Origin of the sequence: Pararoseomonas sp. SCSIO 73927 (assembly GCF_037040815.1) — a bacterium.
In the GTDB taxonomy this organism is placed as follows: Bacteria; Pseudomonadota; Alphaproteobacteria; order Acetobacterales; family Acetobacteraceae; genus Roseomonas.
The window spans coordinates 2,498,976-2,518,280 of the sequence record NZ_CP146232.1 but is presented as its reverse complement, the minus strand read 5'-3'; the positions used below and the strand labels follow the sequence as shown (position 1 = coordinate 2,518,280).

At 70.8% G+C, this 19,305-nt stretch carries 17 protein-coding genes and 1 tRNA gene; 7 read left to right on the top strand and 11 right to left on the bottom strand.

Annotation, left to right across the window (positions count from 1 at the left end; translation table 11 throughout):
* Window positions 1–88: 88 nt before the first annotated feature.
* On the bottom strand, window positions 89–508 hold the full coding sequence (locus tag VQH23_RS11860; RefSeq protein ID WP_338665850.1) for a hypothetical protein: 420 nt from the start codon (window positions 506–508) through the stop codon (window positions 89–91).
* Window positions 509–1,274: 766 nt separating this feature from the next.
* Between VQH23_RS11860 and VQH23_RS11855 the strand changes: the two genes are divergently transcribed.
* The 3 genes from VQH23_RS11855 (at window position 1,275) to VQH23_RS11845 (ending at window position 3,825) form a co-directional block, all read left to right on the top strand.
* Window positions 1,275–2,378, top strand: a complete 1,104-nt coding sequence (locus VQH23_RS11855; RefSeq protein ID WP_338665849.1) for a TRAP transporter substrate-binding protein DctP — start codon at window positions 1,275–1,277, stop codon at window positions 2,376–2,378.
* Window positions 2,379–2,455: 77 nt separating this feature from the next.
* Window positions 2,456–3,262 (top strand): undecaprenyl-diphosphate phosphatase, encoded by an 807-nt coding sequence (locus VQH23_RS11850; protein WP_338665848.1) that lies wholly within the window; start codon window positions 2,456–2,458, stop codon window positions 3,260–3,262.
* A gap of 71 nt (window positions 3,263–3,333) precedes the next feature.
* Window positions 3,334–3,825 (top strand): hypothetical protein, encoded by a 492-nt coding sequence (locus VQH23_RS11845; protein ID WP_338665847.1) that lies wholly within the window; start codon window positions 3,334–3,336, stop codon window positions 3,823–3,825.
* A 46-nt stretch (window positions 3,826–3,871) separates the two neighbouring features.
* Here the strand turns inward: VQH23_RS11845 and VQH23_RS11840 are convergent, their stop codons facing one another.
* Together VQH23_RS11840 and VQH23_RS11835 are read right to left on the bottom strand one after the other, a co-directional pair.
* Window positions 3,872–4,519, bottom strand: coding sequence for a CoA transferase subunit B (locus tag VQH23_RS11840; RefSeq protein WP_338665846.1), 648 nt, complete (start codon window positions 4,517–4,519; stop codon window positions 3,872–3,874).
* Between the two features lie 12 nt (window positions 4,520–4,531).
* Window positions 4,532–5,287: a CoA transferase subunit A gene (locus VQH23_RS11835; protein WP_338665845.1), complete on the bottom strand. Its 756-nt coding sequence runs from the start codon at window positions 5,285–5,287 to the stop codon at window positions 4,532–4,534.
* Window positions 5,288–5,420: 133 nt separating this feature from the next.
* Here VQH23_RS11835 and VQH23_RS11830 point away from each other — a divergent pair.
* Window positions 5,421–5,496 (top strand) — tRNA-Ala (locus tag VQH23_RS11830).
* A gap of 92 nt (window positions 5,497–5,588) precedes the next feature.
* On the opposite strand, the gene VQH23_RS11825 is transcribed toward VQH23_RS11830, so the two are convergent.
* From VQH23_RS11825 to VQH23_RS11790, 8 genes are all read right to left on the bottom strand, one after another.
* Window positions 5,589–5,954, bottom strand: a complete 366-nt coding sequence (locus VQH23_RS11825; RefSeq protein WP_338665844.1) for a hypothetical protein — start codon at window positions 5,952–5,954, stop codon at window positions 5,589–5,591.
* Window positions 5,955–5,989: 35 nt separating this feature from the next.
* Window positions 5,990–7,870 carry a potassium transporter Kup gene (locus VQH23_RS11820; protein ID WP_408904320.1) on the bottom strand — a complete coding sequence of 627 codons (1,881 nt, stop codon included), beginning with the start codon at window positions 7,868–7,870 and terminating at the stop codon, window positions 5,990–5,992.
* A 148-nt stretch (window positions 7,871–8,018) separates the two neighbouring features.
* Entirely contained in the window at window positions 8,019–8,813 is a 795-nt protein-coding gene (locus tag VQH23_RS11815; RefSeq protein WP_338665842.1) for an amino acid ABC transporter ATP-binding protein, read from the bottom strand.
* Window positions 8,814–8,839: 26 nt separating this feature from the next.
* On the bottom strand, window positions 8,840–9,982 hold the full coding sequence (locus tag VQH23_RS11810) for an amino acid ABC transporter permease (protein ID WP_338665841.1): 1,143 nt from the start codon (window positions 9,980–9,982) through the stop codon (window positions 8,840–8,842).
* 13 nt (window positions 9,983–9,995) lie between these two features.
* Window positions 9,996–11,198 (bottom strand): amino acid ABC transporter permease, encoded by a 1,203-nt coding sequence (locus VQH23_RS11805; protein WP_338665840.1) that lies wholly within the window; start codon window positions 11,196–11,198, stop codon window positions 9,996–9,998.
* Between the two features lie 90 nt (window positions 11,199–11,288).
* On the bottom strand, window positions 11,289–12,356 hold the full coding sequence (locus tag VQH23_RS11800) for an amino acid ABC transporter substrate-binding protein (protein WP_408904318.1): 1,068 nt from the start codon (window positions 12,354–12,356) through the stop codon (window positions 11,289–11,291).
* Window positions 12,357–12,613: 257 nt separating this feature from the next.
* Window positions 12,614–13,210: a hypothetical protein gene (locus VQH23_RS11795; protein ID WP_338665839.1), complete on the bottom strand. Its 597-nt coding sequence runs from the start codon at window positions 13,208–13,210 to the stop codon at window positions 12,614–12,616.
* Window positions 13,207–14,988 (bottom strand): PBP1A family penicillin-binding protein, encoded by a 1,782-nt coding sequence (locus VQH23_RS11790; RefSeq protein ID WP_338665838.1) that lies wholly within the window; start codon window positions 14,986–14,988, stop codon window positions 13,207–13,209. The genes VQH23_RS11795 and VQH23_RS11790 overlap by 4 nt, the downstream gene beginning before the upstream one ends.
* Window positions 14,989–15,188: 200 nt before the next feature.
* Between VQH23_RS11790 and VQH23_RS11785 the strand changes: the two genes are divergently transcribed.
* The 3 genes from VQH23_RS11785 to glgC all read left to right on the top strand — a co-directional run bounded on the left by VQH23_RS11785 (window position 15,189) and on the right by glgC (window position 19,254).
* Window positions 15,189–16,136 (top strand): DUF4189 domain-containing protein, encoded by a 948-nt coding sequence (locus VQH23_RS11785; RefSeq protein WP_338665837.1) that lies wholly within the window; start codon window positions 15,189–15,191, stop codon window positions 16,134–16,136.
* Between the two features lie 94 nt (window positions 16,137–16,230).
* A complete protein-coding gene (locus VQH23_RS11780) occupies window positions 16,231–17,829 on the top strand; it encodes an amidohydrolase (protein ID WP_338665836.1) in 1,599 nt (532 codons plus the stop codon).
* Window positions 17,830–17,985: 156 nt separating this feature from the next.
* On the top strand, window positions 17,986–19,254 hold the full coding sequence (gene glgC, locus VQH23_RS11775) for a glucose-1-phosphate adenylyltransferase (protein WP_338665835.1): 1,269 nt from the start codon (window positions 17,986–17,988) through the stop codon (window positions 19,252–19,254).
* The last annotated feature ends 51 nt before the right edge of the window (window positions 19,255–19,305 follow it).

Below are 19,305 nucleotides of genomic sequence, written 5' to 3'. Positions count from 1 at the left end.
GCGAGGCGGGACGGGGTGGAGGAAGGTCACCCCTCCTCCATCCCGTCCCGGCTTCGGACCGGTCTCTGAAGTTCGCAGGCGAGGATTGTCAGGCCACTGGTCGCGAGACGGGCCCAAAGGTCTCCGGGTTCGCCTTTTCTGCGGCCACAAGAGCAACGAGGAACTGCCTCACGTTCTCACGCGCTGCTCCCTCATTCGCGATGCGGAGACGCTCCACCCCATAGGCAGCGTCGCTGAAGGTAGCGGTATGGGCGCTCCGGATCTCGGTCGAGAAGACCTCACGGCCGTCCGCTACGCGGACCAGCCGGTACGCGACCCGAGCCTTGACTTCGAAGCTGAACCCAATCGACGGGCGCTCCAACTCAACCAGCTTCGCCTCCAGTCGGAAGGTGCCACCGGCCGAGGCCAACATGGCGTGGGTCGAGAGGCTCTGGCGCAGTGCCGCGGCAAAATCCGCATCGGAGATGTTCGAGGCGAGGATTGGGTTCGTCTCGGTCCCGCCGCTCACGGCGCCCACAGTGACGGAGCCGCGCAAGGAGGAGCCGGGCGCAATCAGTGTGGCCTCCGAAATGGGTGGGACCATTGCGCCTGGTGTGGCACCGCTAGCACAGGCAGAGAGCAACGCGACGAGGGCAAGCGCGGGAAGAGTCGAGAATCTGGGCATCACTCTCTGGTTCCGAAAGGTTACGCTCTGTATCGTGGTTTTTATGCGAGCCATTTACCTTACGCCAGCCCTGCTTCTTCTTGCCTTGGCAGGGTGCGGTGCCCGGCAAGCCGCGCCGGTCGCAGAGACATCTGCCCTGGATGACCGCCTGAGTTGCGCCCACCTCTCTGGAGAACTGGAGGGCAACAAGGCCCGGTTGACGGAGCTGACAGGCGAGAGCGACCGGCGAACTCGCGACAACCTGGGGATGGTCCTGGTTGCAGGACCATTAGCAGGGTTGGCCTTCGCGGACTCCGGCCGGACACAGCAGGTCGAAGCGGAAGCACTGGCCCGACGCAACCTACGCCTCACCGCCTTGCTCTCGCAGCGCGGTTGCCCGACGAGCTGAGGCTACCTCGTCCCAGCCGCAGCTCTCGCCGATAGTGTCGGGCCTCGGCAATCGCATGTCTTCCCGTTGGAAGCGCGCATGACCAGTCGGCACGCCACCTCTCCGCCGCTGGGAGCACTCCCAGGCCGCCGGACAGCCGCCGGAATCGCCGCTTCCGAACTGCCCGGGCATGACGTAAGGAAGCGCCAATCAAAGCCTCTTCAGGGAAAGGAAATGTCCCGCATGTCCTCCAGCGTGAACCGCCGCGCCCTGCTCGGGGCCGCACCGGCCGCCGCGGTGCCGGTAATGCTCGCGGCCCCGGCGGTCGCCCAGACCAACCCGGAGGTGCGCTGGCGCCTCACCTCCTCCTTCCCCAAGAACACCGACATCCTCTGGGGCACGGCCGAGGCGGTGGCCCGCCGCGTGGGCGAGCTGACGGATGGCCGCTTCCGCATCCAGGCCTTCTCCGCCGGTGAGATCGCCCCGGCCCTCTCGGCGCTGGACGCCGTGCAGTCCGGCAGCATCGAGTGCTGCCACACCGCCACCTACTACTATATCGGCAAGGACCCGACGCTGGCCTTCTTCACGGCCGTGCCCTTCGGCCTGAACGCCCGCCAGAACACGGCCTGGCTGCGCCACGGCGGCGGCCAGCAGCTGCTGGACGAGCTCCTGCGGGAGTACAACGCCGTCTCCTTCCCCTGCGGCGACACGGGCGCCCAGATGGGCGGCTGGTTCCGGCGGGAGATCCGGACGGTGGAGGACGTGCGCGGCCTGAAGTTCCGCATCACCGGCCTCGCCGGGCAGGTCTTCGCCAAGATGGGCGCCACCCCCTCCGTGACGCCCGCCTCCGACATCTACTCCTCGCTGGAGCGCGGCACGATCGACGCCGCCGAATTCGTCGGCCCGCACGACGACGAGAAGCTCGGCTTCGCCCGCGTGGCGCCGAACTACTACGCCCCGGGCTTCTGGGAGCCGGGCGCGCGGCTGCACTTCATCGCCAACCAGCGCGCCTACGACGCCCTGCCCGCCGCCTACAAGGCCGCGATCCAGGTCGCCTGCGCCGAGGCGGATGCCGAGATGGTGGCGAAGTACGACGTGGCGAACCCGCAGGCCCTGCGCCGTCTGGTCGCCGCCGGCGCCCAGCTGCGCTTCTGGTCCCGCCCGATCCTGGAGGCCGCCTGGCGCGCCACGAACGAGGTGATGACGGAGCAGGCCGACAAGAGCGAGCGCTTCAAGAAGGTGCTGGAGAGCAATCGCCGGTTCCGGGACGAGGTCTACACCTGGCACCGGGTGAGCGAGAATTCGTTCGACAACTTTGCTTTCACCGCGTCCCAGACGGTGCGCTGAACCGGCCGGGCGCGTAAAGGAAGGGGGCGGGGCCGGGGGGCTCCGCCCCCTTTCCCTTTTCTGGGTCACGACCTTCCATGGATCTCGCCGGCCTGTTGTCCGCCCTGCTGATGGGCGTGGTGGAGGGGCTGACCGAGTTCCTGCCCATCTCCTCCACCGGCCACCTGATCCTGCTGGGGGAGCTGATCGGCTTCCAGGGCCCGCCCGGGAAGGTCTTCGAGATCGCCATCCAGCTCGGCGCCGTCCTGGCGGTGGTCGTCACCTACTGGCGGGAGCTGATGATCCTGGCCCGCGGCATGTGGCGGCCCGCGACGGTGGAGCGGTACACCGCGGTCAACCTCCTCCTCGCCTTCCTGCCGGCCATGGTGATCGGCGCCGCGCTGCACGGGACCATCACGCGGCTGCTGTTCAATCCCTGGGTGGTGGCCTGCGCCCTGGTCCTGGGCGGCGCCGCCATCATCCTGATCGAGCGGGCCCGGCCGAACCCGACCATCCGATCCATGCCGGAGATCGGGCCGGTGGCGGCGGTGATCATCGGCTTCGGGCAGGTGCTCGCCATGATCCCCGGCACCAGCCGGTCGGGGGCCACCATCATCACCGCCCTGCTGCTGGGGGTGGAGCGGCGGGCGGCGGCCGAGTTCTCCTTCCTGCTGGCCATCCCCACCATGCTGGCCGCCACGGCCTACAGCCTGTGGAAGGCACGGGCGGAGCTGGACCTCTCCGGTCTCGGCCAGATCGGCGTGGGCTTCGTCGCCGCCTTCCTGGTCGCGCTTGTGGTGGTGCGGGTGGTTCTGGCCTTCATCTCAAAAATAGGCTTTACGCCCTTCGGTTGGTACAGGATCGTGTTGGGCGGCATCATTCTCCTCTGGCTCGCAATTCGCTAGAGGGCACGCCGAGGCTTCCGCTCCGGGGCCTGTTGGCTTAACGGTTCGACGCCGCGGAGGAGAAGAGGCCGATGCTGATGCCGCGAGTGCACGCGGGAATCCTGGGACTGGTCCTGACCGGGCTGGTCGTCCTGCCTGCGGCCGCCCAGTCCTGGCCCAGCGATTCGGGGCCGACGGGCGATCAGCTCGGCTTCGCGCTCCGTCAGTTCGAGCGGCTCTCCCCCCCGCCGATCGAGAGGAATTTCGGGGAGCGGGTGGTGCCGGACATGCCGGTGACGGACGTCCCCGGCACCGTGGAGGTCGGCACGCCCTCCATCGTGCCGGCCCCCCTGCCCCCGGCCGTGTCGCGGAGCGGCCGCCCCTATCGGACTGAGACGGGCCGGGCCGAGACGGGTCGGGCGGAGCGGCGCCGCGGCAACATCCGGTCGGCCTCCGGGTCCCGCTCCACGGGGCGGTCCGGGGCGGTCACCTGGGACGAGCTGCGGCGGGAGTTGTCGGATCGGGACCAGCAGATCCGCGATCTTCAACGCCAGCTGGACGAGGAGCGCCGCTCGCCGCGCTGAGCGGCGGCGGGCACGATCCGGGGCGCTGCGGCGCCCCGGACCTCGTTCAGGCGGCCTGCAAGGCCACCTCATACCCGGCCTCGGTCTTGGACCGGACCTCCTCCTCCGTGACGCCCGGCGCCAGCTCCACCAGCCGCATCGTGCCGGCGGCCCTGTCGATCGCCATCACGCAGAGCTCCGTCACCACCATGTCCACCACGCCCTGGCCCGTCAGCGGCAGGGTGCAGGACTTCAGCAGCTTCGGCTTGCCGCCGGCGGTGTGCTCCATCAGCACCACCACGCGCTTGACGCCCGCCACCAAGTCCATGGCGCCGCCCATCCCCTTCACCATCTTCCCGGGGATCATCCAGTTCGCCAGGTCGCCGTTCTCCGCCACCTGCAATGCGCCGAGGATGGAGAGGTCGATGTGCCCGCCGCGGATCATCGCGAAGCTGTCGGCGGAGGAGAAGAAGCTGGTGGTCGGCAGTTCCGTCACGGTCTGCTTGCCGGCATTGATCAGGTCCGGATCCTCCTCCCCCTCATAGGGGAAGGGGCCCATGCCGAGCATCCCGTTCTCGCTCTGCAGCTGGACGGAGACGCCCTCCGGGATGTGGTTCGCCACCAGGGTCGGGATGCCGATCCCCAGGTTCACGTAGAAGCCGTCCTCCAGCTCGCGCGCGGCGCGGGCGGCCATCTCGTCGCGGGTCCAGGCCATGTCTGTGCCTCCTCAGCGGGCCGGAAGGGGGTCGGTGCCGGCGGCGGCCGGCGTCGCGGGCTCGGAGCGCTTGCGGACCGTGCGCTGCTCGATGCGCTTCTCCGTGCCGGGGGGCACGAGGATCATGCGCTTGGTGTAGATGCCGGGCGTGTGGATGTGGTCAGGGTCCAGCTCGCCCTGCCCAACCATCTCCTCCACCTGCACCACCGTCACCCGGGCGGCGGTGGCCATCACCGGGTTGAAGTTCCGCGCCGTCTTGCGGAAGACAAGGTTGCCCTCCGGATCGGCCTTCCAGGCGTGGATGATGGCGAGGTCCGCCATGATCCCGCGCTCCATGACGTAGGTGACGCCGTCGAACTCCTGGGTCGGCTTGCCCTCGGCCACGGCGGTGCCCACGCCCGTGCGGGTGAAGAAGGCGGGGATGCCGGCGCCGCCCGCGCGGATGCGCTCGGCCAGCGTGCCCTGCGGGTTGAACTCGATCTCCAGCTCCCCGGCGAGGTACTGGCGGGCGAATTCCGCGTTCTCGCCGACATAGGAGGCGATCATCCGGCGGATCTGGCGGGTCTTCAGCAGCAGCCCGAGCCCCGCATCGTCCACGCCGGCATTGTTGGAGACGAAGGTGAGGTCCTTCACCCCGGAATCCCGGATCGCCTCGATCAGCAGGCTGGGAATGCCGCAGAGACCGAAGCCGCCGGAGTGGATGAGCATGCCGTCCCGCAGCAGCCCGTCCAGCGCCGCCCGCGCATCGGGGTAGAGTTTCCTGCTCATTCCGGCCTTGCTCCTGCGTTTCCGGCGCGGAGGCTAGCCCCGCGATTGCGGGCGAGAAAGAGGGCGAAAAATCCGCCAGGAGGGGATTGCGGCTCCAGGGACCGGCGGCTATATCGCGGCACCCGCACGCTAGGGGGCCATAGCTCAGTTGGGAGAGCGCTTGAATGGCATTCAAGAGGTCGTCGGTTCGATTCCGATTGGCTCCACCAGTTTAGCGGGATGAAGCGGGGCGCCTGGAAACGGGCGCCCCGCTCTCTTTTGGAGCGCTTCGGTTCAGCGCTGCCGGTTCAGCGCCATCGGTTCAGCCCACCCCGACGATGCGCCAAGCGTATTCCTGCCCGTCCGGCTCGGTGATCGTCACGTTCTCGCCCGGCCGGCAGGGCACGCCGCTGCGGATCACGGCCTGGATCGGCGCGTCGATCGGGCTGTCGTCCCGCCGAAAGAAGCGCAGCGCCCAGCCCGTGTCGGGATCGTAAAGCACGTCGCCGTCCATCAGGCCCTGGCCCGGCCAGAAGCGCCGCGCGGGCCAGGGCGCCGCATCCGCCAGCCACGCGTCCGGGTCCGGAAAGCCCTGGGAGTCGAGCATCAGCTGCGCCTCGTACCGGTGCTCGGGGCTGCCCTCCGGCAGGCCGGTGCCGCCGCTCGGCGACAGGACGACGAGCGGCATGCGGAACCTCCTGGTGCTCTGGCGGCAGGGCCGCCCTAGATCGCGACGCGAACGCCCAGCTCGACCACGCGGTCGCTGGGGATACGGAAGAACTCGGTCGCCGGAACCGAGTTGCGGGACATGAGGCCGAAGAGCCACTGCTGCCAGCGCGCCATCTTCGGCATGGCGGAGGCCACCACCGTCTCCCGCCCCAGGAAGTAGGAGGCCTGCATCGGCTCGTAGTCCACGCCGACCTCGCGCAGCCCCTCCAGCTCCCTCGGGATGTTCGGGCTCTCCTGGAAGCCGTAGCAGAGGGTTACGCGGTGGATGTTGGGCGCCAACTCCTCCACGCGCCGCCGGTCCGTCACCTGCGGCACGTCCTCGTTGTTCACGGTCACGAACAGCACGCGCTCGTGCAGCACCTTGTTGTGCTTGAGGTTGTGCAGCAGCGCGTTCGGCACGTAGTCGGCCTGGCTGGTCATGAACACCGCGATCCCCGGCACGCGGACGGTGCGGGACTGCGGCAGCCGGGCCAGGAAGGACTTCAGCGGCAGGCTGTCCTGCCGGAAGCGGCTGAACAGCAGGTCGCGGCCGCGGCGCCAGGTGAGCATCAGGACGAAGAGCGCGCCGCCCAGCAGCAGCGGCACCCAGCCGCCATCCGGGATTTTCAGCACGTTGGAGAAGAAGAAGGCGAAGTCCAGCACGAAGAGCGGCGTGAAGACCGCGACCACCAGGGGCAGCGACCAGCCGAAGCTGCGCCGGAAGACGAGCCCCGCGAGGGTGGAGGTGGCCAGGAAGGTGCCGGTGACGGCCAGCCCGTAGGCGGCCGCCAGGCTGTCCGAGTTGCGGAAGGCGACGACGAGGATCAGCACGCCCAGCAGGAGGGCGAAGTTCACCTGCGGCAGGTAGATCTGCCCCTCCTCGGTCTCGCTGGTGTGGCGCACCACGAGCCGGGGCAGGAGGCCGAGCTGCACGCACTGCCGGGCGATGGAGTAGGCGCCGGAGATCATCGCCTGGCTGGCGATGATGGTCGCGGCGGTGGCGAGGATGACGAGCGGCAGGCGCAGCCAGTCCGGCGCCAGCAGATAAAACGGGTTCTCCAGCGCCGAGCGGTCGGCGAGCATCAGCGCGCCCTGGCCGAGGTAGTTCAGGGCGAGGGAGGGCAGCACGAAGGCGACCCAGGCGATCTGGATGGGCCGGCGGCCGAAATGCCCCATATCGGCGTAGAGGGCTTCCGCCCCCGTGACGGCGAGCACGACGGAGCCGAGGGCGACGAAGGCCGCCAGCTTGTAGGCGATGGCGAACTGCACGGCGTAGTGCGGGGAGAGGGCGACGAGAACGCCGGGCTCCCGGATCACCTCGATGAGGCCGAGCACGCCGATCACGGCGAACCAGAGGACGGTGATGGGCCCGAACACCTTCCCCATGCTGCCGGTACCCCGGTACTGGAAAAGGAAGAGCGCCAGGAGGACGGCGAGTGACAGGGGCACGACCGCGCCCTCGAAGGCGGGGGAGATGATCTTCAGCCCCTCGATCGCCGAGAGGACGGAGATGGCGGGGGTGATCACCCCGTCCCCGAAGAAGAGGGCGGCGCCGGCGATCCCCACCAGGGCGACGGTCCAGCGCCCGCGCTCCGTCCGGGCGACCCGCTGGGCGAGGGCCATGAGGGCGAGGATCCCGCCCTCCCCCCGGTTGTCCGCCCGCATGACGAGCCAGACGTACTTCACCGAGACGACGATGATGAGCGACCAGATAATGAGGCTGAGGATCCCCAGGATCTCCCAGCGCTCCAGCCCGTCCGCCGAGAAGTGCAGCAGCGCCGCGCGCATGGAGTAGAGGGGGCTGGTGCCGATATCGCCGTAGACGATACCCAGAACGCCCAGGAGGACGGCCGCATTCACCGGCCGTCGGTCGCCTGGGGTATCCGCTGCTGTCACGTCCGTTGTCCGCGCCTGTTGGCCGGCAGCGGCATATGACCGCTACCCCGGACCCTGCAACCCCCGGCCCCGCCCCTGAGTTGCAGGCCGGTCATGCTCCCGGTTCCGGAACACCCTCCTCGACGGGTCTCGGGCCGGGTCCCGGGGCTCAGTGCCCGCGCAGGATCTGGGAGAGGAAGCCCCGGAGCCGCTCGGTCTTCGGGTCGTTGAAGAGCGACTCGGGCGCGCCCTGCTCCACGATCTCGCCCCGGTCCATGAACACCACCCGGTCGGCCACCTGGCGGGCGAAGCCCATCTCGTGGGTCACGCAGATCATGGTCATGCCGTCCTCGGCCAGCCCGACCATGGTGTCCAGCACCTCTTTGATCATCTCGGGGTCGAGGGCGGAGGTCGGCTCGTCGAAGAGCATGATCTTCGGCTTCATGCACAGGGCGCGGGCAATGGCCACGCGCTGCTGCTGCCCGCCGGAGAGCTGGCCCGGGTATTTGCGCGCCTGGTCCGGGATCTTCACCCGGGTCAGGTAGTGCATCGCCAGTTCCTCCGCCTCGCGCTTGGGCATGCGGCGGACCCAGATCGGGGCGAGGGTGCAGTTCTCCAGGATGGTCAGGTGCGGGAAGAGGTTGAAGGACTGGAACACCATCCCGACCTCGCGCCGGATCGCGTCCAGCGCCCGCACGTCGTCGGACAGCTCCGTCCCGTCCACGACGATCCGCCCCTCCTGGTGCTGCTCCAGGCGGTTGATGCAGCGGATCATGGTGGACTTGCCGGAGCCCGACGGGCCGCAGACCACCACCCGCTCGCCGGTCGCAACCGAGAGGGACACGTCCCGCAGCACGTGCATGGCGCCATACCACTTGTTGACCTTGTCCAGCAGGATGGCCGGCGGGGCGTCCGTGCGGGCGACGGAGGCGATGGAGGGGCCTTCGGAGAGGGCGGCGCTCATGGCGTGGTCCTTTCGATCCGCGGGGCTCAGCGGACCCGGTGGCGGTTCAGCTCCGCCTCCAGGTTCTGGCTGTAGCGGGACATGGCGAAGCAATAGATGAAGTAGATGACGGAGATGGCGAGGTAGACCTCCACGCCGAAGCCCTGCCAGGCCGGCTCCACCACCGCGGTCTTGCCCGCGGTCAGCAGGTCGAAGATGCCGATGATCAGCACCAGCGACGTGTCCTTGAAGAAGCCGATGAAGGTGTTCACCAGCGGCGGGATCACGAGGCGCAGCGCCTGCGGCAGGATGATGAAGCCGATCTTGTACCAGTAGGGCAGGCCCAGCGCGTCCGCCGCCTCGTACTGGCCCTTCGGCAGGGCCTGCAGCCCGCCGCGCACCACCTCCGCCAGGTAGGCGCCGGCGAAGAGGATGATCGCGACCTGGGCGCGCAGCAGCTTGTCGATGTTGATCCCCTCGGGAAGGAAGAGGGGGAACATGACGCTGGCCATGAAGAGGAGGGAGATCAGCGGCACGCCGCGGATCAGCTCCACATAGGCCACGCAGAGCACGCGGATGGCCGGCATGGAGGAGCGCCGGCCGAGCGCGACGAGGATGGAGAGCGGGAAGGCGAAGGCCAGCCCGAAGGTGGCGAGGATGAGGGTGATCGGCAGCCCGCCCCAGCGCTCCTGCGGGACGTAGCTCAGGCCGAGCACGCCGCCCCACATCAGCACCCCGATCGCGACGAGGGTGACGATCCAGACCAGCGCCAGCTCCTTGCGCCAGAAGCGGCGCATGGCGGAGACGACGTAGAGGGCGGTGAAGAGCACGCAGACCAGGGCGGGCCGCCAGTGCTCCTCATAGGGGTAGGTGCCGAAGAGGATGAAGCGGTGCTTCTCCGTCACCACCGCCCAGCAGGCGCCGGGCGTGGGGGAGGCCTTCAGCGCGCGGCAGGCCTGGGTCTGGTTGTTCTCCACCGACCAGATGGCGTTGACGAAGGCCCAGTCCACGAAGCCCATCGCGTAGCGGACGATAAAGTAGCCGAGCACGAGCGTGAGCGCCGTGTTCAGCCAGGAGGAGAAGAGGTTGGCGCGCAGCCACGCGATCGGCCCGGTGGTCAGGGCCGGCGGCTGGCGTGGCGCCGCCTCCGGAACGCCGGCGACGGAGGTGCCGAGGGAGATCTCGCTCATGCCCGTGCTCCTCTCAGCGCTCAACCAGCGCGATGCGGTTGTTGTACCAGTTCATGAAGAAGCTGATGGACAGGGATATGGTCAGGTAGACGAGCATGATGATGGCGATGCCCTCGATCGCCTGCCCCGTTTGGTTCAGGGTGGTGTTGGCGATGCTCACGATGTCCTGGTAGCCGATGGCGACGGCCAGCGACGAGTTCTTCGTCAGGTTCAGGTACTGGCTCGTCATCGGCGGCACGATCACCCGCAGCGCCTGGGGCAGCACGATCTGGCGCAGCACCACCCCGGGGCGCAGGCCGAGCGCCTGCGCCGCCTCCCACTGGCCCTGCGGCACGGCCAGGATGCCGGCGCGCACGATCTCCGCGATGAAGCCGGCGGTGTAGGTGACGAGGCCGATCAGCAGGGCAAAGTATTCCGGGCTGATCGTGAAGCCGCCCTGGAAGTTGAAGCCGCGCAGCGCCGGCCAGTCCACCGCCGCCGGGGCGCCGCCGGCCAGCCAGACGATCAGCGGAAGGCCGATGATGAACCCGATCGCCGCCGGCCAGACCGGGCGGGGCTTGCCGTCCGCCATCTGCTTGCGCCGCAGCGACCTGGCCGTGAGCCAGGTGGCGAAAAGGCCCGCCACGAAGGCCAGCAGCGCCCAGCTATGCGCCTCCTGCCAGTCCAGGAAGGGCAGGCGCAGGCCGCGGTTCGAGAGGAAGACGCCGGATACGGGGTTCAACGCCTGCCGCGGGCCGGGCAGGCCCTGCAGCATCGTGTACCAGAACAGCAGCTGCAGCAGCAGCGGGACGTCGCGGATCACCTCGACGTAAACGGCCGCAATCTTCGAGAGCAGCCAGTTCTTCGAGAGGCGGGCGATGCCGACGAGGGTGCCGAGGATCGTGGCGAGCACGATGCCGATCACCGCCACCTTCAGCGTGTTCAGCACGCCGACGGTGAGCGCGCGGAGATAGGTGCTGGCCGGGGTGTACTCGATCATGTGCTCGCCGATCGGCAGCCCGGCCTCGCGCTGCAGGAAGCCGAAGCCCGTCGCGATGCGCCGGACCTCCAGGTTGTGCTGGGTGTTCCGCACCAGCCACCAGATGACGCCCGCCACCACGCCGACTACCAGCACCTGCCACACGATGGCGCGCACGCGCTCATCCGCCCAGGAGAGCCTGAGCTGCCGTTTCGGCGGTGCGCGGAGGTGCCTCGGGTCGATGGTGGACTGCGACATCCGGTTGGGCCTCGTCTCTCTGTCCTAGTCTTCAGGCTTAGTCTTCAGGCGTGCCGCGGGGGCCGTGCCCGGCCCCCGCGGCGGTCGGGATCAGCGGAAGGGCATCGCGTACTGCTGGCCGCCCGGCGTGGTCCAGAGGGCGTTCGGGCCGCGCTGGATGCCGATCGGCTGCAGGTGGCGGGCGAAGACCTCGCCGTAGTTGCCGGTCGCCCGGAGGACGTTCACGACCCAGTCGTTGGAGACGCCGAGCATCTGGCCGAGCCCGCCGTTCCGGCCGAGCATGCGCTGCACCTCCGGCCGGGTGTCGTTCGCGGCGGTCTGCGCCACGTTGGCCTGGGTGATCCCCAGCTCCTCGGAGGCGACGAGGGCGAAGTGCACCCAGCGGACGAGGTCGGCGAAACGCTGGTCGCCGTGGCGCACCAGCGGGCCGAGCGGCTCCTTCGAGATCACGTCCGGCAGGATCGTGTGCTCGGCGGGGTTGGGCTGGCTGGAGCGCGTGGCGGCGAGGCCGGAGACGTCCGTGGTGTAGGCGTCGCAGCGGCCGGCGGCGTAGGCGCCCACCAGCTCCTCCAGCCGCTCGATCACCACGGGGGTGAACTGCACGCGGTTGGCGCGGGCCCAGTCCGTCAGGTTCTGCTCGGTGGTGGTGCCGGGCTGCACGCAGATGGTGGCGCCGTTCAGCTCCCTGGCCGTCTTCACGCCGGTGGAGGTCTTCACCATGAAGCCCTGGCCATCGAAGAAGTTCACGCCCGTGAAGTCGAGGCCGAGCGAGGTGTCGCGCGACAGGGTCCAGGTCGTGTTGCGGGCCAGCAGGTCGATCTCGCCGGACTGCAGCGCGGTGAAGCGGCTCTGCGCCGTCGTCGGCACGTAGCGGACCTTGCCCGCATCGCCGAAGATCGCGGCGGCGAGGGCGCGGCAGTACTCCACGTCGAAGCCCTGCCACACGCCCTGGCTGTTCGGCTGGGCGAAGCCCGCGAGGCCGGTGTTCACGCCGCAGACGAGGGTGCCGCGCGCCTTGATCGCGTCCAGTGTCGCGGCGCTGCCGCCGGCCGGGGCCTGTGCGGCGGCCGGAAGGGCACTCACCACGGTCACGGCCAGGGCGCCCAGCAGGCCACCCTTCAGGCCGGACATCACGCGCCGCAAGGGCTGCATGCTCATTCCATTCTCCCAGACTCTTGTTCGGGTCAGGTCGCTTCGGGACTCACCCAGGCGACATGCTGCGCCAGGGTTGTGCCTGGATCAACGCGGGATTGCGCGGACCGCAGGGCAGCCGCCCCTTAGCTCCCGTTTGCCCTAACGTCCATTCCTCGGGGGCTGCCACCCGACCCGGGCCGGGCGGCACGACCGTCGGTCGACGTCGCCCGGTTCGCCCAGCAAGCCGCGTGCCGCCCCCAGCGGGAAGGGGTTCGGAGCGATCAGCCCGCGGGCAGGGCGATCGCCACGCCCTCCCCCTCCGGCTCTACCGCCGCGCCCAGCTCCTCCAGCGCGGACCGGGCCGCGGGCGGCAGGGGCCAGGCCAGGCTCAGCCTCGCGCCGTCCAGGCGGATCGCCGGGCGCGGCCCCGGTGGCAGCGCGGCACCGCCCGAGGCCGCCAGGATCAGCGCCCCTTCCAGCAGGGGGGAGCGCCGCTGGACCACCGCCCCTCCGAGGATGCGAAGCTCCACCGGCCCGCCCGCGGCCAGGGTCAGCAGGGGCATGAGTTCCTGCAGGAGGCGCCCGGCCGGGGCCGGACGGATCCCCTCCTCCCGGCCGAGGGCGAGGAAGCCGCGGGCGAGGGCGTCGTACTCCAGCGCGGCGTCCCGGGCGCGGGTGACCTGGCGCGCCACCACCTCGCCCGGCGGCAGCCGCGGCACGGCGGAATCGAGGTTGGCGGTGAGGACCATGGAGAGGTTGTTCACCGCGTGCCGCACCGGCCGCATCAGCAGCGCCATGGCCTGCTCGGCGGCGGAGGCGCCCTTCCCGTCCGATCCGGGGCTCGCGCCGTCATCCGGCCCTGTCTCCGGCCCTGTCATCGTGGCATTCCCTCCAGGATCTCGTGGAAGAGGCGGGCCGGCAGGGTGCCGCCGCGCACGTCGTCCATGGGCGTCGCGTCGTCGTTGCCGAGCCAGACGCCGATCACCGTCCCCCCCGAGAAGCCGACGAACCAGGCGTCCCGGAAATCCTGCGTCGTGCCCGTCTTGCCCGCCACGTTGCGGCCCGGCACGGCGGCGGCGCGGCCGGAGCCGCGGTTGACCACGGCCTCCATCATGCGCCGCATCGCCCCCGCATCATCGGCCTGCAGCACCCGGATCGGCGGGGGCTCGCCGATCGGCAGCGCCCGGCGCTCCGCCCGGGCGGCGGCGATGCCGTTCGGCACCACGCGCATTCCGCCATTGGCGATGGCGGCGTAGGCGGCGGTCAGCTCCAGCAGGCTCGCCTCCCCGGTGCCGAGGGCGACCGTGGCGTCGTTCGGGAAGGGCCCGGTCAGCCCCAGGCGCCGGGCGACCGCCGCCGCCTCCCTCGGCCCGCCGCCCCGCACCAGCACCCGCACGGCGGAGGTGTTGACGCTGTGGGCCAGCGCCTCCTCCAGCGGCAGGTCGCCGCGCGAGCGCCAGCTCCCGTTGCCGGGGGACCAGCGGCCGAGGGTGATCGGGCCGTCGGAGACGGTGGAATCGGGGGAGAGCCCTTGCTCCAGCGCCGCGAGGTAGACGAAGGGCTTGAAGACGGAACCCGGCTGCCGCCGGGCGGAGACGGCGCGGTTGAAGCTGCTCCGGCGGTAGTCCCGCCCGCCCGCCATGGCGCGCACCCTGCCGGTGGCGGCCTCCATCACCACCACGGCCCCCTGCCCCACATCCGCGGCAGCCCCTTGCCCGGCGAGGAGCGCCTCCAGCCGCGCCTCCACCAGGGCCTGCACGCGAAGGTCCAGCGTGGTGCGGAGCGTGAGGTCGGCCGAGCCGGGGAAGCGGGCCGCCAGGTCGTCGTTGATCCAGTCGGCGAACCAGCCGGCATCGCGGGAGGGGCGCGGGGGGAAGGCGATGCGCTCCGCCTCCGCATTCGCCTGCGCCTCCGTCAGGGCGCCGGTCGCGGCCATGGCGCGCAGCACCTCCGCCCCGCGATCCGCCGCCGCCCGGGGATTGGCGCGCGGGTTGTAGCGGGAGGGCGCCTTGGGCAGCCCCACCAGCACCGCGGACTGCCAGACCGCCAGCCGCCGGGCCGGCACGCCGAAATAGAGCCGCGCCGCCGCATCCACCCCGTAGGCGCCGCCGCCGAGATAGACGCGGTTGAGATAGATCTCCAGCAGCTGGTCCTTCGTGAAGCGGCTCTCCAGCCACAGGGCCAGCATGGCCTCCTGCACCTTGCGGCGGAAGGAGCGCTCGGGGGTGAGGAAGAGGTTCTTCGCCAGCTGCTGCGTCAGCGTCGATCCGCCCTGCGCCACCCGGCCGCTGGTGAGGTTCACCCAGGCGGCGCGGATCAGCCCGATGGGATCCAGGCCGAAATGCTCGCGGAAGCGCCGGTCCTCGATTGCCAGCAGGGCCGTGGGCAGGTGCACGGGCACGTCCCGCAGCCGCACCGTCTCTCCGTAGAGGTCGCCGCTGGTGGAGAGCAGGCGCCCATCGGCGGCCTCCAGCGTCACGGAAGGGCGGCGCGTCGTCTCCAGCGCCTCCTCCGGCCGGGGCAGGTCCCAGGCGAAGACGAGCAGCAGGACGCCGAGGGCGAGGCCGCCCCAGATGGCGGCCACCACCGCCCAGCCGAGGAGGCGCCCGGCCAGGCGCCGCCGGGTCCGCGCCGTGCCCGCCCCCGCAGGCACCACCTTCGCGGGCGGCTCCCCGCCCCGTTTCGGGGCCTCTCTCGCCGCCTCTTTTGCCGCCCTTTTCGCCGCATGGGCGGGCCGCGCCGGCGGGCTGCTCGGAATGGTTGCGGTCGAAGCCCTCGGCATGGCAGACGACGCTTAGCACGAACCCGGGCCGCCTGCACTCACGCCCGCTGCTGGTCCGTGCCGGGGAATGGGGGATGCAAGGGGTGTCGGCGGTGCTGCGGAACGCATCGGGCCTGGTGCTGGCGGTTGTGCTGGGAAGCCTCCCGTACACTGCCCTGGCGCAGGACAGCCCCTTCTGCCGCACCGAGTGCGCCGCCCCCTTCGCCGAGCGCGCGCAGAACACCACGATCATCCAGGCCTGCCTCGTCCGCTGCGCCGCCCGCTCCGCGGCGCTGGGCAGGGCGAACGTCTCCGGCACCACCGCCATGCCGACACCGCAGACGCCCTGGACCCAGCTTCCCAACAACAGCCGCGCGTCCGCGGGCCGTGCCCCCGTGCAGGTGGTGCAGACGCCGCGCCCCGCGGAGGAGAAGCCCGGGCGGCGGGAGACGGCCAGGGGCCGCCGCGCCGGCGCCGGCGGCACGGCCGTGGCGGCCATCCCATCCGGCCCTTCCTCTGGAACCCCCTCTGGCACCCCCTCCGGCGCCTCTCCGGCCACGCGCCCCGCCCCGGCGGCGCCCGCCGCGTCCACCTCCCTCTTCGGCTCCCTCATGGCGGCCCAGGCGGCCGAGCCGGGTGCGGCACCGGTCTCCGCCCCCGCCGTGCCAGCCGGTCGCGGCGGGCGCGGCTCCTACGGCGCGGTCTATCTCGCCGCCGCGCCCTCCCGTGGGTTCGGGCTGGTGGTGGGCGCTGGGGACCGGGTGGCGGCGCACCGGCAGGCGGAAGGGGCGTGCAAGGGCGGCACCGGCGCGGACTGCCGCATGGCCGGGGACTTCACCGCCCGCTGCGGGGCCGTGGCCCACGCGCTCCGCTCCAACAACGCGGCGGTGATGACCTCCCATCCCAGCACCTACACCGTGATGGCCGCGACGAGCGGCACGGGCGCGACCCGCGAGGAGGCGGAGCGCCAGGCCCTCTCCGCCTGCGCCCAGCGCGGCCGGAGCCTGACCTGCACGGTGACCGAGGCGCGCTGCGCGGGCTGAGCGCGGGAATCGGCCCGCAGGCGATGTTGCATCCGCCGATCCCGCTCTAGGCTCCCGGCGCGCCACGCTTCCAGGCGCGCCAGGGAAAGCCGCGATGACCGAACCAGATGCCGTCCGCCAATCCGCGCTGGATTGGATCACGCGGAACGAGGCCCGCCTCTCGGCCTTCAACGAGCGGATCTGGGGCTACGCGGAGCCCGCCTGGCGCGAGTACCGTTCTATGGCCGCCTATGCCGAGATCCTGCGGGAGGAGGGCTTCACGGTGGAGGAGGGCTCCGGCGAGATGCCGACCGCCTTCGCCGCGCGCTGGGGCGACTCCGGGCCGGTGCTGGCCGGCTTCTCCGAGTACGACGCCGTGCCCGGCAACTCGCAGCAGGTCGTCCCCTACCCCGCCCCGCGCGAGGGGCTGCACCCCTACGCCGCCGGCCACACGGACCCGCACTCGGTGCTCGGCACCGCCTCCCTCACCGCCATGCTGGCGACGAAGGCGGCGTTCGCGGAGCACGGGGTGAAGGCCACGCTGAAGCTCTTCGGCGAGCCGGCGGAGAAGGTGTGCGGATCGAAGCCCATTCACGCCGCCAAGGGCTATTTCGACGGGCTGGACGCCGCCGTGGTGTGGCATCCCTGGCCCAGCAACACGGTGACGGGCGACATCCATTTCGGCGCCTACTGGAGCGCCGTGATCACCTTCGAGTGCGACGATCCGGAGGGCTGGGTCGATCCCGCGCTCATGCCCACCCAGGCCGCCCATGCCGTGGCGCGCTGCCCGGGTTCGCTGGACGCGATGTGCCTGATGTACACGACGACGAAGTACACGAAGGAGGCGATGTTCCCGCACAGCGGCTCCTGGACGCTGAACGAGTTCGTCCTCGGCGATGGCGGCGCGACATCGGACAACCTCGCGCCGCGCTTCAGCCAGATCCAGTACTCCTGGCGCTCCTCCTGGCTGGCGATCCAGGAGCAGATCTGGCGCGTGCTGGCGAACAACGCGAAGTCCGCCGCGATGGCGACGGGCTGCAAGGCCCATGTGCGCTGGGTGACGAAGACGCGCGTGGGCCTGCCCAACACAGCGCTGACGGATCTGACCTGGGCGAACCTGCAGGCCGTGGGGGCGCCGACCTACGCCGAGGAGGCGCTGGCCTTCGGGCGGGAGATCCAGAAGAACCTCGGCCTGGAGCCGATGGAGAACCCCTTCATCCCGAGCGTGACGACGCTGACCACGCCCGAGGACAACGACAAGGGCCTGCGCCGCACCCTCGCCGGCTGGCAGACCCATCTCAGCGCCGACGACTACGTGGAGTACTCCTGGCACTGCCCGACGGTGCGGCTGCTGGCCGCGCGCCCGCGCCTGCGCGCCCCCTCCGCCGGCTACGCCTACCCGAACTGGGCCTATCTGGCGCTGGGCGGCCTGCCGGCGGCGGTCGATCCCGGCATGTTCGTCGCGGGCCGGACCATGGCGCTGACGATGGTGGACCTGGCGACGAAGCCCGGCGCCCTGGAGGCCTGCCAGGCCGAGTTCCGGGACCGCACGGGCGGCGGCGTGGGCGGCACGGAATGGGTCGGCCCCCTACTGCCGGCCGACTTCGACCCGCCGGTGGACCTGCGCTGGCCGGAATACGTCTCCACCCCCCGCGGCGAGGAGTGGACCTTTCCCACCCCGCGCCACGGCACCGGCGCGGGCGAGCCCATCTGACGCGCGTCGGCCGGCCCTCCGGGGCCGGCCATTCCCCTCGGGGCGACGCGCCACCGGGAATCGCGCGTCCGTGTCCGCCATCCCGGCCCACCCCGGTTCCGGGAGGCCCGAAAGCTGCCATATTCCCGGGGACTCGCACGGGAGGACAGGAAGCGCATGTCATCGAGGCCGGTCCATTCCGGGCCCCTGGCGCGCCATGCCATGGCCTATGTCCTGGCCGGCGGGCGCGGTTCCCGCCTGATGGAGCTGACGGACCGCCGGGCCAAGCCCGCGGTCTTCTTCGGCGCGAAGTCCCGGATCATCGACTTCGCGCTCTCCAACGCCATCAACTCCGGCATCCGCCGCATCGGCGTGGCCACCCAGTACAAGGCGCACAGCCTGATCCGCCACATGCAGCGCGGCTGGAACTTCCTGCGGCCTGAGCGGAACGAGAGCTTCGACATCCTGCCGGCAAGCCAGCGCGTCTCGGAGACGGAATGGTACGCCGGCACGGCGGACGCCGTGTACCAGAACCTCGACATCATCGAGAGCTACGGCCCCCGCTACATGGTCATCCTGGCCGGGGACCACGTCTACAAGATGGACTACGAGGTGATGCTGCAGCGCCACTGCGAATCCGGCGCCGACGTCACCGTGGCCTGCATCGAGGTGCCGCGCCTGGAGGCCAGCGCCTTCGGCGTGATGCACGTGGACGAGGAGGACCGCATCGTCTCCTTCCTCGAGAAGCCGAAGGACCCGCCCTCCATCCCCGGCCAGCCGGATGTCGCCCTCGCCTCCATGGGCATCTACGTGTTCGAGACCCGGCTCCTGGCGGAGGAGCTGCGCCGCGACGCCGCCACCCCCGGCTCCGACCGGGACTTCGGCAAGGATATCATCCCCGCCCTCGTCGCGCGCGGCACGGCGGTGGCGCACCGCTTCCAGGATTCCTGCGTGCGCAGCAGCGAGCAGGCCGAGGCCTACTGGCGCGACGTCGGCACGGTGGACGCCTACTGGCAGGCGAACATCGACCTGACCGACGTGGTCCCCGCCCTCGACCTCTACGACCGCGACTGGCCGATCTGGACCTACGCGGAGGTGACGCCGCCCGCGAAGTTCGTGCTGGACGATGACGGGCGCCGCGGCATGGCGGTGGATTCGCTCGTCTCCGGCGGCTGCATCATCTCCGGCAGCCGCGTGGGCCGCTCCCTCCTCTTCCCCAACACCCGCGTCCGTTCCTACGGCAGCATCGAGGGCGCGGTCCTGCTGCCCGGCGTACAGGTGGGCCGGCACGTGCGGCTGAAGAACGTGGTGGTGGACAGCGGCGTCGCCCTGCCGGACGGGCTGGTGGTGGGCGAGGACCCGGAGGAGGACGCGCGCCGGTTCCGGCGATCGGCGGGCGGGATCTGCCTCATCACCCAGCCCATGATCGACGCCCTGTCGGGCTGAGATCGGTGTCCGCCCTTCATCAGTTCGTTAGGATCCTCTCCTTAGGCTCCG

Excerpts from the sequence above, each read along its gene's own strand:
- VQH23_RS11840 (WP_338665846.1), bottom strand. The coding sequence starts at position 4,519 with ATGGCCTGGACCCGCGACGAGATGGCCGCCCGCGCCGCGCGCGAGCTG.
- VQH23_RS11845 (WP_338665847.1), top strand. The coding sequence starts at position 3,334 with ATGCTGATGCCGCGAGTGCACGCGGGAATCCTGGGACTGGTCCTGACC.
- VQH23_RS11780 (WP_338665836.1), top strand. The coding sequence starts at position 16,231 with ATGACCGAACCAGATGCCGTCCGCCAATCCGCGCTGGATTGGATCACG.
- VQH23_RS11805 (WP_338665840.1), bottom strand. The coding sequence starts at position 11,198 with ATGTCGCAGTCCACCATCGACCCGAGGCACCTCCGCGCACCGCCGAAA.
- VQH23_RS11810 (WP_338665841.1), bottom strand. The coding sequence starts at position 9,982 with ATGAGCGAGATCTCCCTCGGCACCTCCGTCGCCGGCGTTCCGGAGGCG.
- VQH23_RS11800 (WP_408904318.1), bottom strand. The coding sequence starts at position 12,356 with ATGAGCATGCAGCCCTTGCGGCGCGTGATGTCCGGCCTGAAGGGTGGC.
- VQH23_RS11815 (WP_338665842.1), bottom strand. The coding sequence starts at position 8,813 with ATGAGCGCCGCCCTCTCCGAAGGCCCCTCCATCGCCTCCGTCGCCCGC.
- VQH23_RS11835 (WP_338665845.1), bottom strand. The coding sequence starts at position 5,287 with ATGAGCAGGAAACTCTACCCCGATGCGCGGGCGGCGCTGGACGGGCTG.
- VQH23_RS11825 (WP_338665844.1), bottom strand. The coding sequence starts at position 5,954 with ATGCCGCTCGTCGTCCTGTCGCCGAGCGGCGGCACCGGCCTGCCGGAG.
- VQH23_RS11850 (WP_338665848.1), top strand. The coding sequence starts at position 2,456 with ATGGATCTCGCCGGCCTGTTGTCCGCCCTGCTGATGGGCGTGGTGGAG.
- VQH23_RS11785 (WP_338665837.1), top strand. The coding sequence starts at position 15,189 with ATGCAAGGGGTGTCGGCGGTGCTGCGGAACGCATCGGGCCTGGTGCTG.
- VQH23_RS11795 (WP_338665839.1), bottom strand. The coding sequence starts at position 13,210 with ATGACAGGGCCGGAGACAGGGCCGGATGACGGCGCGAGCCCCGGATCG.
- VQH23_RS11855 (WP_338665849.1), top strand. The coding sequence starts at position 1,275 with ATGTCCTCCAGCGTGAACCGCCGCGCCCTGCTCGGGGCCGCACCGGCC.
- glgC (WP_338665835.1), top strand. The coding sequence starts at position 17,986 with ATGTCATCGAGGCCGGTCCATTCCGGGCCCCTGGCGCGCCATGCCATG.